Consider the following 13,240-nt stretch of genomic DNA (forward strand, 5'->3'; position numbering starts at 1 on the left):
ATAGGGCGGCTTCGGTAACTACAGTTAAGCTAGAGTCAAATAGTCACAACCGCCAATGAACCGTCAATAAGCATTACTACCATGAGCAGTTTTACTTGTGATAGCTTTACCTCACTTGACCAAGAAGTTATTGATGACTTCTACACCTGCTTTCGTGAAACTATAGAAGAAATAGAAGCTTGCTGTGGTCGCTTAGACACTGATAATGACTCTTCCGATGTTCATGATTTATTCCGGTCCATGCACTCATTGAAAGGGAATTGCCGGATGGTGTTTTTGGATCCACTGGTTGATGCTACCCATAAGCTAGAAGAAATTGTTTCTGATATTCGTGATGACCTTTACCCCTATGAACCCCTGTTTGGTGAGTTTATTCTTGTTATTGTTGGAAAAATAGACCTATTAATTCAGCAGTTACTCAATCAAGGAGAAGCAGACCAAGAATTACTGGATAATGTGGAAGACTACATTATTCAAGTGAAAGAGGCAGAAACCACTGAGCGTATTGACATAGTTAATTCAATTTTGAATAAACTGGCTGGTGCCCAAGTTGAAGGACCAAGCGAAGAACCTGGTGGAGCAGCAGCTGAAACATCAGTTGTAGCCGAAGCTCCTCCACCACAGCCAACTAAATTGAGTGACCTTGATTTTTTCTATAGTTTGGCAGTGAAATTAGATGCTTTAAATTTATTTAATCGGGATCGAGTCGCTGAAGTCGCTAAACTGTGCGAGCAAATAAACCAGGAATTAAACAGCCCTGTTGATAGTAAACAATTAACTGCTGCAGTGTATTTACATGACTTGGGTATGGCCTTTGTGCCTAAACAAATTCTTCACAAACAAGGCGTATATACTAAAGTGGAACAAGCACAATTTCTTGATCATGTGAGAATTGGTGCAGAAGTGCTAAGCCGAGTGCCTAACTGGGAGCAAGCGGCTAATATGGTAGAGCAACATCACTGCCACTTTGATGGTACGGGACACCCAGTAGGCTTATCAGGGGAAGATATTTGCCCTGGTGCTCGAATTATATTTGTTGTAGATACTTACGAAACCGTCATTAATGAGCATCGTGACGATAAAAGCTTCAGGCGTACTTTATTGCGAGCCGTGACAGAAATAAATAGCAACAGCGGCTCGTTATTTGATCCTAAAGTTGTCGAAGCCTTTAATGTGGTCGTTAGACAGCGTTATGTCGCTTAAACAATTTATCATTGTTGCCAGCGTGGAAATAGGTCAATTGGATTAGCGGCCGAGTTCAGGTGTCAGCTCTTGTTGCTCTTCTACGGTTGATTGTTTACCAAACAGCCAGGCGAATAGAACAATTAAGAAGTCAAGCCCTGCGGTTAACAACATGCCAATAATACTTTGTATCGAGTCGTATTTCTCTGCGTAAATGTAAAGTCCAATATTAGCAATGCCAAATAGTAGCCAGGTGGTCTTGCTTACCCCTTCCCCACTACGGTTTTTCAACACAACCCAAAGCTGTAAAAAAGTCGCGACCGGGAAAACTATTGCGGGTAACCATCCAGCTATTTCTAAGATAAATGATGGCATTCTCAACCTCTGTAACTGACAAAATTGATACAACTATGTTGTTATCGTGTTTTTAACTATTCACAAGCAGCGACCATTATATAACAGATGCCCCGAAAGTTGTCCATATAGTCAGATTGCGTTTGTGAAATATAAGTGACTAGGGCCTGTTAGTTATTACATATTGTTTTATTGGCAAGGCTGATGCTATATTCTCTGAACAATAAAAACAGCCTCTGTATTGGCTAGGCTAAACCATCGTCTTCAATAAAAATAATAACCAATGAAAAGACTTTATCTACTTAACCGTGGTTATGGCTGGGGAGTGCTTATTATTGCGCTTGCTGCCATTTGGCAACTCCTAATTTCTCAACAACCATCTCGTGCTCCACAGGCAGTAGTACCTGATCCTTCAGACACTATTCCTCACACTAAAGCAGCAGCTTTCAAGCATCCATCTACTCTGACTTTGTTTGCTGAAGCGAATCTTCCCCGCTCTTTGCAGCATACTGCTATTGATGGCTATTTCCCTGTGGATGAAAAGGGGCATTTAATCGCTACTCAAGCAGTGAAAGAGCGGTTTGATTATTTTTTATCAATACTTGGGGAGGAAGGATTTGATCAAGTAATCAATAGGATTAAAGCTGATATAACTCAACAGTTGGTATCACCTGCTAAGGAAGAGGCTTTGCATTTACTGAGTCGTTACCTGGATTATAAAACGGCTCTAGCAGATTATGAGCAGTTATTAACCAGTAATTTGGTAGACCAACGGCCAATACTGCAACTGTTTCAAGAGCATCAAGCAATGCTCAACTCCCTTAGACAGCAATTTTTTTCACCTGCAACAGTTGATGCATTTTTTGGTTTTGACCAGCAATACAGTGATTGGGTTTATCAACGGCTATCCATTAATAGTGATACCACGCTGTCAACACGAGAAAAAGCAGTGGCGTTGGAACAGCTGAATACATCACTTGCAACAGACTCTCAGGTGATATTTACCCCAGATTTACAAGAAACCCAGCTACAGTCAATAACTGACGAATTACGCCAGCAAGGAGCGACTGCTGATATAATTTATACCGCAAGAGCCGAAATAATGGGCGAAGCCGCTGCTGCTCGGTTAGCTAGACTGGATCAAACAAAAATGCACTGGCAACAACGACTACAGCAATTTCGACAAGCTTACCAAACGATTGCAACCCAGCAACATTCTCAGGCAGACATTCAACTCGCTGTTAAAAATTTATTAAATCAACAGTTCTCACCTCAAGAACAGCTACGCATAAAAACCCTTGAGAAACTACCTGATACACTATTTACTACACCAACTAACTCAAGAAATCCGTTAAGTGATTAAAATTAGTCACCGTTTTTATATAAAATAAATTGTTGACTATATTTATTCACTAAATAGTGAAATATTCGATTTATCCAAAAGTATTAAAAATTTAGCTAGTCAACTAGCTTATGATGGACTAGTATCAAGTTGCTATTATAACACTAACAATACTGTCACCACTAAAAAATAAAATCTTTGGTGATACATAAAAAATATATAATAATAACTATGAATAATATTGATACTCACGGCTGCTTTTCTCACCTCTTGTATTTGACCTCCTGCTTATTTCGGCGTGCCATTTATCACTGTCAAACTGAATAGACTATTAATTGTTTTTGGTTAAACAATTGACAAAGACTAACAAGTTAATATTTGTGGGTTAAGTGTTACACCTACAAAGTGCTTGGTTTATTTAGTGCACTAAAACCCGGTACTGGTTATTTTTTTGCAGCCTGTTTTGCAGAAAAGTTATTGGTATTTTTGGGTTAAAAATTATAAGAAAAAAATAATAAGGAATGATAATGAAAAAAATAATTCCTCTGTTGAGTTGCGCTGCTATTTTGTCACTTGCCCCTACCAGCAACGTGATGGCAAAAAAAAATACGGGTTATACAGCAACACACTATCCCATTGTATTAGTACACGGCATGTTAGGTTTTGATAAAACGTTGGGCATCGATTATTGGTATGGGGTTGCAGAAGCACTGCGTAAAGATGGAGCTAGAGTGCATGTCGCCAAACTAACGGCCTTGGATAGTAATGAGGCAAGAGGTGAACAGTTAATTGAACAGCTGGAATATTGGCAAGCATTATACAACGCAAAGGGATTTAATTTAATTGCCCATTCACAAGGCGGCCCTACCAGCCGTTATGCTATGTACCATCTTAATTATGATCGTAAACAGCCATTAATTAAATCAGTAACGACCATTGGCTCCCCTCATAAAGGCAGCCCAGTAGCGGATGTTATTCTCAGTAAACCTGTTGGCGATACCGCACACAAGGTGTTTACGAGTGTCATGAATGGTTTGGCAAGCATTATTGATAAGTTTTCCAGTAACCCGCAGCAGCATATACAAAGTTTCACCCGGAGTATAAGTGCTTCCAGTACACCTAAAATGCGGCAATTTAATCAATATTATCCAGCGGGTCTGCCAAGCTCAGGCTGTGGCGAAGGTCAATATACTGTTGATGGTGTGCGGTTTTACTCTTGGTCAGGTACACAGGTTACTACTAATGTTTTAGACCCAACCGATTGGGGACTTTCATTATTAGCAAAAGCATTTAAGGAAAAAAATGATGGCTTAGTTGGTCGTTGCAGCTCCCATTTTGGGCAAGTTATTCGCGATAATTATCAAATGAACCATGTTGACCAGATAAACCACTTATTTGGTTTACATCATTTGCTGGAAACTGACCCTATTACCCTATTCCGTCAACACGCTAACCGCTTAAAAAATGAGGGCTTATAATATTTAACCTGAATATTCTTCCAGGTCTAGGCCCCTGCTATGCGCAAAGTTATTATCTTATTTTGCGTATGGGGTACTCAAAATTTTATACACTGTTCAGTAATAAAGCTTACATTGTTTTTACATCTATGACAGCTTGGGTTTGGCCTTTTTCGTCTTGAGACATTACTTATCAACTCAAGCAAGTTCTTACAGGAAAGCCTATCCGTGCAGGGGCCTAGACATCGCGGGTTTAATGGTTTTTCTGTTGGTAAGTCAGTGCAGCTTAAAACAGCTGTTTGAGATATTCTTTAAAAAAGTTTTGTTTACTATTTGTCATTTGGTGTTCATTTAGATTACGATAAGCGCATATCAATAATAAGAAAATGTAATATGCAGTCTATAACACCAGAACTACAATCCTTTCCTATGAATATACAAACAATGAAGCTGAAAGTATGCCAAGCAGCAACGCTACTCAAAGCAATCAGTAATGAAAATCGGTTGCTGATTCTGTACCACTTAGTAACAGATGGCGAAATGTCTGTAGGGGCGTTAAATGATGTCCTGGATTTAAGCCAGTCTGCCCTTTCCCAACATCTGGCGGTATTACGCAAAGATGGCCTGGTAAAAACCCGCAAGCAGGCACAAACTGTTTACTATTCTCTCACCTGCGATAATACCCGGCAGGTGTTAAGTTTGCTTCACGAATTATATGGAGATCAACAGCAGCCTGCTCATTAATAACGACGTTTTTTTGTAGAAAACAAGCACTCTCAATAATTATTCATGGCCTTATTGTAAGGAGGCTGCCTAACAAAGCTGGGCAAAAGGCCATGAATAGTTAACCCAATAACATGGTATGAACGTAATTATTTTCAAACCATGCTAGCGGTAATAAGCATTATCTCTGAAACTATGGTCAGTGACGTCTTTTACCCCGCTAAGCTCAGGGATTTTTTCCATCAGTGTTCGCTCAATTCCATCTTTTAATGTTACATCTACCATGCCACAGCCTTGGCAACCGCCACCAAATTGTAGTATTGCGATATTGTTTTCAGTAATTTCAACTAACGAAACCTGTCCTCCATGTGATGCTAGACCTGGGTTAATTTCTGCTTGCAGATAATAATTAATCTTGGCATCTAATGGGCTGTCTTCACCAATCTGCGGTACTTTCGCATTGGGGGCTTTGATGGTGAGTTGACCACCCATTTGGTCTTTGGCGTAATCGACTAACGCATTTTCTAAATAACTTTCACTGACTGCTTCGATATAAGCAGAAAAACCATTCAAAGGCATCTCAATATCGTCGTCTTGTGACTCACCTGGTTTGCAATAAGCAATACAGGTTTCCGCATAAGGAGTACCTGGTTGAGTAATAAAAATGCGAATGCCAATTCCATCCACATTTTGCTTAGCCAACAGATCGGCTAAGTAAACTTGTGCTTCATCAGTTACCGTTAAACTCATGGTAGGCTATCACCTTGTTATGAGGTTCTGCTGAGCGAACCTAGGTTACATTAACTGTTTTGATTGTACGCCAAGTCTCGCTTGATATAAATCCCTACCAAAATAATCAAGTATTGGCTGTCATTTATAAAGTAGCTGCCCCTCTTCAAGCCAGGACTAATATCTTAAGCTGTTATCAATCAACAACTTATTTCTGCTATGATTGCCCAGCAACTTATTTTCGTAATGACTAATCGCTTCAGGAAACCTGCATGGCTTTGGAAAATCCACGTATAGCACAACTCAAACAAGCCCTGGCTGATCGAATTTTAATTCTTGATGGTGCAATGGGCACGATGATTCAGTCTCACCAACTGGAAGAAGCTGATTATCGTGGAGACAGGTTTGCTGACTTAACTCAGGAAGTAAAAGGTAATAACGACCTGTTATCCATCACCCAGCCTGAAATTATCAAGTCTATTCACCTCGCTTATTTGGAAGCTGGTGCTGATATCATAGAAACCAACACCTTTAATGCTACTCAGGTTTCCCAAGCTGATTACCAGCTGGAGCCGTTAGTCCAAGAAATTAATGAAAGCTCTGCCAGGTTGGCCCGCCAAGCGGCCGATGAAATGACGACCAAAACACCGGATAAACCACGATTTGTTGCTGGCGTCTTAGGCCCAACCAGCCGGACAGCGACAATTTCCCCTGATGTTAACAACCCAGGCTTTCGTAATGTCACCTTTGATCAGTTAGTCGAAAATTATTGTGAAGCCACCGAAGCCTTGATCAGAGGTGGAGCTGATATCATTTTGATCGAAACTGTATTTGATACCCTCAACTGTAAAGCAGCTATCTTTGCAGTGCAGCAGACCTTTGATCAGCTGGGTCTTGAGCTGCCTATTATGATTTCAGGCACCATCACCGACGCTTCAGGAAGAACCTTATCTGGCCAAACCACCGAGGCATTCTGGAACTCCATCGCCCATGCCAATCCAATCAGCGTCGGCTTAAACTGTGCGTTAGGTGCCAAAGAGTTACGCCCCTATGTCGAAGAGCTAGCCAATAAAGCCAATACCTATGTTAGTGCTCATCCCAATGCAGGGCTGCCTAACGAGTTTGGCGAATATGATGAAACTCCTGAAGATATGAGCCAGATTGTTGAGGAGTTTGCGCAAAGTGGTTTTCTGAATATTATCGGTGGTTGCTGTGGCACCACACCGGCTCACATCAAGGCCATTGCTGATACCATGGCCAAGTACCCTCCTCGCCGTATTCCCGACCTACCTGTGGCCTGCCGATTAAGTGGTTTGGAACCATTAACCATCAGCTCTGAGTCACTGTTTGTGAATGTGGGAGAGCGAACCAATATTACCGGCTCAGCCCGGTTTGCCCGGTTAATTCGCGAAGAAGACTATGAAACGGCATTAGAAGTGGCTCGTCAGCAGGTTGAAAATGGTGCGCAAATCATTGATGTCAACATGGATGAAGGGATGCTGGATTCTAAGCAGGCGATGATTACCTTCATGAATTTAATTGCCTCTGAGCCAGATATCAGCCGGGTGCCGATCATGGTGGATTCCTCTAAGTGGGAAGTCATTGAAGCAGGCCTGAAATGTATTCAGGGCAAACCCGTGGTTAACTCGATCAGTTTAAAAGAAGGCGAAGCTGACTTTATCGAAAAAGCCACTCTCTGTCGGCGCTATGGTGCCGCCGTGGTCGTGATGGCTTTTGATGAAACTGGCCAGGCAGATACCGCTGAGCGAAAAAAAGAAATCTGTAAGCGCTCATACGATGTGCTGGTGGATAAAGTGGGCTTCCCTCCCCAGGATATTATTTTTGACCCGAATATTTTTGCCATCGCGACTGGCATAGAAGAACACAATAACTACGCCGTCGACTTTTTTGAAGCCACTCAATACATCAAACAGAACCTGCCCCATGCCATGATTTCTGGTGGTGTTAGTAATGTGTCATTCTCATTCCGGGGTAACAATCCGGTGCGGGAAGCTATCCATGCAGTCTTTCTTTACCATGCGATTAAAGCCGGCTTAACCATGGGGATTGTAAATGCAGGTCAGCTGGCGATTTATGAAGATATTCCTACTGAGCTAAAAGCAAAAGTAGAAGATGTGGTACTTAATAAGCACCCTGATGCGACAGAAGCCTTATTAACTGTTGCTGAGCAATTCAAGGGCGATGGAGCTGCTAAGCAAGAAGAAAATTTAGCCTGGCGCAGTTGGCCAGTGGCTAAACGGTTAGAACATGCTCTGGTAAAAGGCATCAACCAGTTTATTGTTGAAGACACTGAAGAAGCCCGCCAAGCAGCTAGTCGCCCCATTGAAGTGATTGAAGGCCCCTTAATGGATGGTATGGGCGTGGTGGGAGACCTGTTTGGTGAAGGAAAAATGTTCCTGCCTCAAGTAGTAAAAAGTGCTCGTGTCATGAAGCAAGCGGTTGCCCACCTAGTGCCATTTATTGAAGCGGAAAAAGGCGATACAGCCAAGTCTAAAGGCAAAGTGTTAATGGCTACGGTTAAAGGCGATGTTCATGATATCGGCAAAAATATTGTCGGTGTAGTGCTGCAGTGTAATAACTACGATGTCATCGACTTAGGAGTAATGGTGCCCTGTGAAAAAATCCTCCAAACAGCTCAACAAGAACAAGTAGACATGATTGGGTTAAGTGGTCTGATTACCCCTTCCTTGGATGAAATGGTCCATGTTGCCAAGGAAATGCAGCGCCAAGGCTTTACCATTCCATTATTGATTGGTGGTGCTACTACTTCCAAAGCTCATACCGCTGTTAAAATTGAACCTCAATATGAAGGGGCAACGGTGTATGTGCCGGATGCTTCCCGTTGTGTCAATGTAGCCACTCATCTACTGAGCAATGAGTTAAATCCAGCCTTTGTCCAAGCACGGCGCGAAGAATACACCACCATTAGAGAGCGTAATGCTAATCGCAAGCCAAAAGCAGGCCCGGTTCCCTATGCGCAATTACCAGAACGAAAGTTAACATTAGACTGGCAAAACTATACGCCCCCTACCCCTAGTTTTACGGGCGCTAAAATCTTTGATGATTATCCGCTGGAAAAGCTGGTGGACTTTATTGATTGGACCCCATTTTTTATTGGTTGGGATCTCGCAGGTAAATACCCAAAAATCCTCAGTGACGAAGTAGTGGGCGAAGCAGCAACCAATTTATTTAATGATGCACAGAAAATGCTTAAGCAAATCATTGAGCAAAAATTAATTAAAGCTAGGGCCGTTATAGGCTTTTGGCCAGCTAATCAGGTTAATCATGATGATGTTGCACTCTACACGGATATCAATAAGCAAGATCAGTTGGCTTCCCTCCACCACTTACGTCAGCAGGTAGATAAAATCCCTGGCAAGCCCAACATGTGTTTAGCGGATTACGTTGCCCCAGCAGACAGTGGAGTCACTGATTATGTGGGTGGTTTTGTGGTTACGGCAGGGATTGGTGCAGAAGAGCTAGCCAAGTCCTATGAAGAAAAGCATGACGACTACAACAGTATTATGGTGAAAATCCTCGCTGACCGGCTGGCAGAAGCCTTTGCTGAGCATATGCACCAACGGGTTCGGGAGGAATTTTGGGGCTATAGCTCAGCCGAACGTTTTTCTAATGAAGAGCTGATAAAAGAACGCTATCAAGGTATTCGCCCTGCCCCTGGCTATCCTGCCTGCCCTGACCACACTGAAAAAGCTACGCTATTCAAGCTGTTAGACGCAGAAGCCAACATTGATGTGAGGTTAACAGAGCATTATGCCATGTTCCCTGCTGCTGCCGTCAGTGGCTGGTATTTCTCCCATCCAGACTCAAAATATTTTGCGGTGGGTAAAATTGACCAGGACCAAGTGGCCAGTTACGCCGAACGTAAAGGCATGACCATTTCTGAAGTGGAACGCTGGTTAGCCCCCAATCTGAGCTATGACCCTAAATAAGGGTTTTAGCCTATGAGTCCATCTCGATTGAAGGCATTGCTGGCGCTGGGCCTACCCATTATGGGGGCAATGATGTCACAAAGCCTTCTGAACCTAGTGGATGCTGCCATGGTGGGCTCACTGGGTGAGGTTGCCCTGGCTGGTGTTGGCTTTGGCAGTTATGTCAACTTTATCTGTGTCGCTTGCTTAATCGGCTTATCTTCAGGGGTGCAAACCCTGGTAGCGCGTCGGGTTGGAGAAGGCGCGGTAAAAAGCACCCCAAGCCCTGTAATGGCAGGCTTATGGTTGTCACTGCTGGTAGCTCTTCCAGTGAGCTTGCTGCTATTTCTATTAGGCCCATTTTTTATTCACTGGTTAAATGCAGATACCACTGTAGCCGAAGCAGCTACCCCCTATTTTCAAGCCAGGGTATTGGGGATGTTTGGGGTTGCCTTAAATTTCTGCTTTCGAGGCTTTTGGAATGGCATCAGTCAGTCCATGGTGTATTTGCAAGCCTTACTGGTGATGCATGTACTGAATGTTGTCATTAGCTATTGCCTGATTTTTGGGGTAGCAGGCTTACCCGCTATGGGGGTGACTGGTGCTGGGCTTGGCACTACGCTATCCCTCTATATTGGCAGTGCTATTTATGCCTGGCTGTGTTGGCGAGGCCGACAAGGTTACCACTGGCAACTGCGCTGGCCTGATCCAGTCGCCATTCGCCAAATAATTAGCTTATCTTGGCCCCACTCACTACAACAAGTGTTGTTTGCTTTAGGTGTAACGGTCTTATTTTGGATTATTAGTTTGGTGGGTACCCATCAGCTTGCTGTAGCCCATGTATTAATCAGTCTGGCGCTGTTTTTAATTTTACCGGGAGTAGGCTTGGGAATGGCGGCTACTTCATTGGTCAGCCAGGCCATTGGTCGCAAAGCAAAAGAGGATGCCTATCAATGGGGGTGGGATGTGGTCAAAGTATCAGCTGGCATCTTAATTTTATTAGGTGCCCCCTTTATTATTTGGCCTGAGCTTATTTTACGTATTTTTCTTAAAGCCCCTGAAGTTATTGCAATGGGAGTAACCCCATTACAAATTACCGGAATCATGATGGTTGTTGATGCCGCTGCCTTGGTTTTATCCCAGGCATTAATTGGAGCGGGCGCCAACAAAACAGTCATGGCGGTTAACCTGTCCAGTCAGTGGTTAATATTTCTACCCCTGGCGGCCATCATAGGCCCTTTTCTTGGCTATGGTTTAGTGGGTATTTGGTGTTTACAAGCGTTCCAACGGTTAATGAACTCATCAATTTATGGCTGGATTTGGTATCAGCGGAAGTGGCAAAAAATCAGGCTTTAGCAAGCAACGCTGGCTATTAAGTGCAATCACTGGCCTATCGTTACCTTTATTGTTATTGCTGACCGGATGTAGCGAGTTTCGCTATTACCAACAGGCCTGGCAAGGCCAGTGGCAACTGATTAACCACCGTGAGCCAGTGGCTGAGCTGGTTGATAATGAACAGACGCCCCTAGTGCTCAAACGACAGTTGCAGTTAGCACAACAGTTAACCTCATTTGCCAAAAATAACCTGAAGCTCCCAGTTAATGGTAATTTTCAAACATATACCGATACTCAGCGTCCTTTTGTGGTGTGGAATGTATTTGCTGCCCCATCATTTTCTACGCAACCTTATCAATGGTGTTATCCCTGGTTAGGTTGTCTGAGTTATCGCGGCTATTTTTCTGAGCAAGCCGCCCAACAAGAAGCCAAGCAGCTTGATACAGAAGGCTATGATACGTATGTCGCAGGGATTAAAGCCTATTCTACGTTAGGCTTGTTTGATGATCCTTTACTCAATACTTTCATTTATTATCCAGAGCTAGAGCTGGCTAACTTGATTTTCCATGAGCTTACCCATCGCTGGTTGTATGTTAAGGATGATGTGGATTTTAATGAAAGCCTAGCAACCACCATGGCTATTGTCGGTGTTGAGCGGTGGTTTATGGATCGTCAGCCGCAAGCTGTAGACCGCTTAAGACAACGTTATCGGTTTGATCTTGAGTTTAGCCGCTGGTTATTGAAATACCGTGACCAACTTGAGCAATTGTATCAACAGCCGTTGTCTGCTTCGGTAATGACAAATAAAAAGCAGCAACTGTTGGCTAAGTTAAAAGCAGATTATCAGCAAAAAAGGCAACAACAATGGCATAACCAACCTTATTATGACCATTGGATAAGCAGTCAGTTAAATAATGCCAAACTGGCAACAGTTGCCACCTATTACCGTTGGGTGCCTGCTTTACTCTCATTGTATGAACAGCACCAACGTGATCTTGGGGCATTTATGTCAGCCTGTCAGCAACTGGCCCAACAATCCTACCAGCAGCGGCAAAATAAACTACTGGCTTTAGCCCCTTCTGCTTCATCATCAAACAACCCAATCGAATAATTACACTTTTATTATGCTAAATCTTTCTAAAGGATTACTGGTCATTTAAAAGCTCTACTTTTATGATGATAAAACAATAACTATTAATTTCATTAATAAATCAATAAAACTTATCACATAAACATAATTTAAGAGCGATAGAGGATAATTATAATGCCATCACCTCTGAAGCACGTTCTCTACCTAAGCTGTATTCTGTTTTCCTGCTTCAGCTTCGCAATTGACCGTAATGCCATCACTATAGCGACCGGTGAATGGAAGCCCTATGTAACAAACACTGTCGAAGGTAAAGGCTACGTTACTGAAATCATTACAGAAACCTTATCTAAAATTGGCATTAGGCCCATATATAAATTTATGCCCTGGCGTCGTTGTGAGGCTCTGTTGCGCTATAGTAAAGTTAAAGCGATTTTTCCCTATGGGCATACTAAAAAGCGTGATCGATACTATACCTATTCTGATCCTGTCGCAGAATCTAAAAATGTTTTCTTTTACCTTAGGAGTAAGCAGAAGCAACCCCCTCACCAGTGGCAAAAGCTATCTGACTTAAGTCAATATACATTTATTATCCCCAATGGCTATGCGGATGAAAAAACCCTGCGTAATGCAGGCTTAAATGTCAAACTAGCAAAAGATGAAAAAGAGGCTGTTCGTGAAATAAAAAAAGGCAATTATGATTTCCTCCCGTTAGCGGAGCTGGTGACATGGGATCTGATTAAAAGTGAATTTCCCAGCGATGTTGATAAATTTGCATCGTTGAAGAAACCTTTATCCTCTCGCAAACTTCATTTATTAATCAATAAAAATGATCATCGCGGTAAAGAAATGCTGGATGATTTTAATCAAGCTCTGTCAGAGTTTAAACAAACTCCTCGCTACACAGAAATATTACAAAAATATAATATTCCTCTATAACAATGGCTATTGAGTTAAGGTGAAAGCTGGTAGCGTAACAACTATTGATCGTTTAAGTTATAAGCAGCAATAATTTCTTGATATCTGCCATTTTCTTTTGTTTTTTGAAAGCCTTGGTTAAATACTTCTGTGAGCGACGCAC

General features: G+C 42.5%; 10 protein-coding genes. 8 read left to right on the forward strand and 2 right to left on the reverse strand.

Annotation, left to right across the window (positions count from 1 at the left end):
* Positions 1 to 81: 81 nt before the first annotated feature.
* Positions 82 to 1,203: an HD domain-containing phosphohydrolase gene (locus ORQ98_RS02235; RefSeq protein WP_274687149.1), complete on the forward strand. Its 1,122-nt coding sequence runs from the start codon at positions 82 to 84 to the stop codon at positions 1,201 to 1,203.
* A gap of 42 nt (positions 1,204 to 1,245) precedes the next feature.
* Here the strand turns inward: ORQ98_RS02235 and ORQ98_RS02240 are convergent, their stop codons facing one another.
* Positions 1,246 to 1,557, reverse strand: a complete 312-nt coding sequence (locus ORQ98_RS02240) for a hypothetical protein (protein ID WP_274687150.1) — start codon at positions 1,555 to 1,557, stop codon at positions 1,246 to 1,248.
* 262 nt (positions 1,558 to 1,819) lie between these two features.
* Here ORQ98_RS02240 and ORQ98_RS02245 point away from each other — a divergent pair, with 262 nt between their 5' ends.
* From ORQ98_RS02245 to ORQ98_RS02255, 3 genes are all read left to right on the forward strand, one after another.
* The gene (locus ORQ98_RS02245; protein ID WP_274687151.1) at positions 1,820 to 2,899 is read left to right on the forward strand and encodes a lipase secretion chaperone; all 1,080 of its coding nucleotides are present in this window, start codon (positions 1,820 to 1,822) and stop codon (positions 2,897 to 2,899) included.
* 506 nt (positions 2,900 to 3,405) lie between these two features.
* Positions 3,406 to 4,356, forward strand: a complete 951-nt coding sequence (locus ORQ98_RS02250; protein WP_274687152.1) for an esterase/lipase family protein — start codon at positions 3,406 to 3,408, stop codon at positions 4,354 to 4,356.
* Between the two features lie 372 nt (positions 4,357 to 4,728).
* Positions 4,729 to 5,079, forward strand: a complete 351-nt coding sequence (locus ORQ98_RS02255) for an ArsR/SmtB family transcription factor (protein ID WP_425347659.1) — start codon at positions 4,729 to 4,731, stop codon at positions 5,077 to 5,079.
* A 144-nt stretch (positions 5,080 to 5,223) separates the two neighbouring features.
* Here ORQ98_RS02255 and nfuA read toward each other — a convergent pair whose 3' ends face one another.
* The gene (gene nfuA / locus ORQ98_RS02260) at positions 5,224 to 5,808 is read right to left on the reverse strand and encodes a Fe-S biogenesis protein NfuA (protein WP_274687153.1); all 585 of its coding nucleotides are present in this window, start codon (positions 5,806 to 5,808) and stop codon (positions 5,224 to 5,226) included.
* A gap of 251 nt (positions 5,809 to 6,059) precedes the next feature.
* On the opposite strand from nfuA, the gene metH reads away from it, so the two are divergent.
* The 4 genes from metH (at position 6,060) to ORQ98_RS02280 (ending at position 13,098) form a co-directional block, all read left to right on the forward strand.
* Positions 6,060 to 9,758 carry a methionine synthase gene (gene metH / locus ORQ98_RS02265; protein ID WP_274687154.1) on the forward strand — a complete coding sequence of 1,233 codons (3,699 nt, stop codon included), beginning with the start codon at positions 6,060 to 6,062 and terminating at the stop codon, positions 9,756 to 9,758.
* 12 nt (positions 9,759 to 9,770) lie between these two features.
* Positions 9,771 to 11,093 (forward strand): MATE family efflux transporter, encoded by a 1,323-nt coding sequence (locus ORQ98_RS02270; RefSeq protein ID WP_274687155.1) that lies wholly within the window; start codon positions 9,771 to 9,773, stop codon positions 11,091 to 11,093.
* Complete coding sequence (locus ORQ98_RS02275; RefSeq protein WP_274687156.1) at positions 11,047 to 12,183, forward strand: aminopeptidase; 1,137 nt, start codon at positions 11,047 to 11,049, stop codon at positions 12,181 to 12,183. The genes ORQ98_RS02270 and ORQ98_RS02275 overlap by 47 nt, the downstream gene beginning before the upstream one ends.
* A 153-nt stretch (positions 12,184 to 12,336) precedes the next feature.
* Positions 12,337 to 13,098: a substrate-binding periplasmic protein gene (locus tag ORQ98_RS02280; RefSeq protein ID WP_274687157.1), complete on the forward strand. Its 762-nt coding sequence runs from the start codon at positions 12,337 to 12,339 to the stop codon at positions 13,096 to 13,098.
* Positions 13,099 to 13,240: the final 142 nt, after the last annotated feature.

The sequence above is a fragment of the Spartinivicinus poritis genome (genome assembly GCF_028858535.1).
GTDB classification, from domain to species: domain Bacteria; phylum Pseudomonadota; class Gammaproteobacteria; order Pseudomonadales; family Zooshikellaceae; genus Spartinivicinus; species Spartinivicinus poritis.

What these genes read in the sequence shown, in the direction of transcription:
- ORQ98_RS02275 (WP_274687156.1), top strand. Translation starts at nt 11,047, where the DNA reads ATGGCTGGATTTGGTATCAGCGGAAGTGGCAAAAAATCAGGCTTTAGC.
- ORQ98_RS02240 (WP_274687150.1), bottom strand. Translation starts at nt 1,557, where the DNA reads ATGCCATCATTTATCTTAGAAATAGCTGGATGGTTACCCGCAATAGTT.
- metH (WP_274687154.1), top strand. Translation starts at nt 6,060, where the DNA reads ATGGCTTTGGAAAATCCACGTATAGCACAACTCAAACAAGCCCTGGCT.
- nfuA (WP_274687153.1), bottom strand. Translation starts at nt 5,808, where the DNA reads ATGAGTTTAACGGTAACTGATGAAGCACAAGTTTACTTAGCCGATCTG.
- ORQ98_RS02235 (WP_274687149.1), top strand. Translation starts at nt 82, where the DNA reads ATGAGCAGTTTTACTTGTGATAGCTTTACCTCACTTGACCAAGAAGTT.
- ORQ98_RS02255 (WP_425347659.1), top strand. Translation starts at nt 4,729, where the DNA reads ATGCAGTCTATAACACCAGAACTACAATCCTTTCCTATGAATATACAA.
- ORQ98_RS02245 (WP_274687151.1), top strand. Translation starts at nt 1,820, where the DNA reads ATGAAAAGACTTTATCTACTTAACCGTGGTTATGGCTGGGGAGTGCTT.
- ORQ98_RS02270 (WP_274687155.1), top strand. Translation starts at nt 9,771, where the DNA reads ATGAGTCCATCTCGATTGAAGGCATTGCTGGCGCTGGGCCTACCCATT.
- ORQ98_RS02250 (WP_274687152.1), top strand. Translation starts at nt 3,406, where the DNA reads ATGAAAAAAATAATTCCTCTGTTGAGTTGCGCTGCTATTTTGTCACTT.
- ORQ98_RS02280 (WP_274687157.1), top strand. Translation starts at nt 12,337, where the DNA reads ATGCCATCACCTCTGAAGCACGTTCTCTACCTAAGCTGTATTCTGTTT.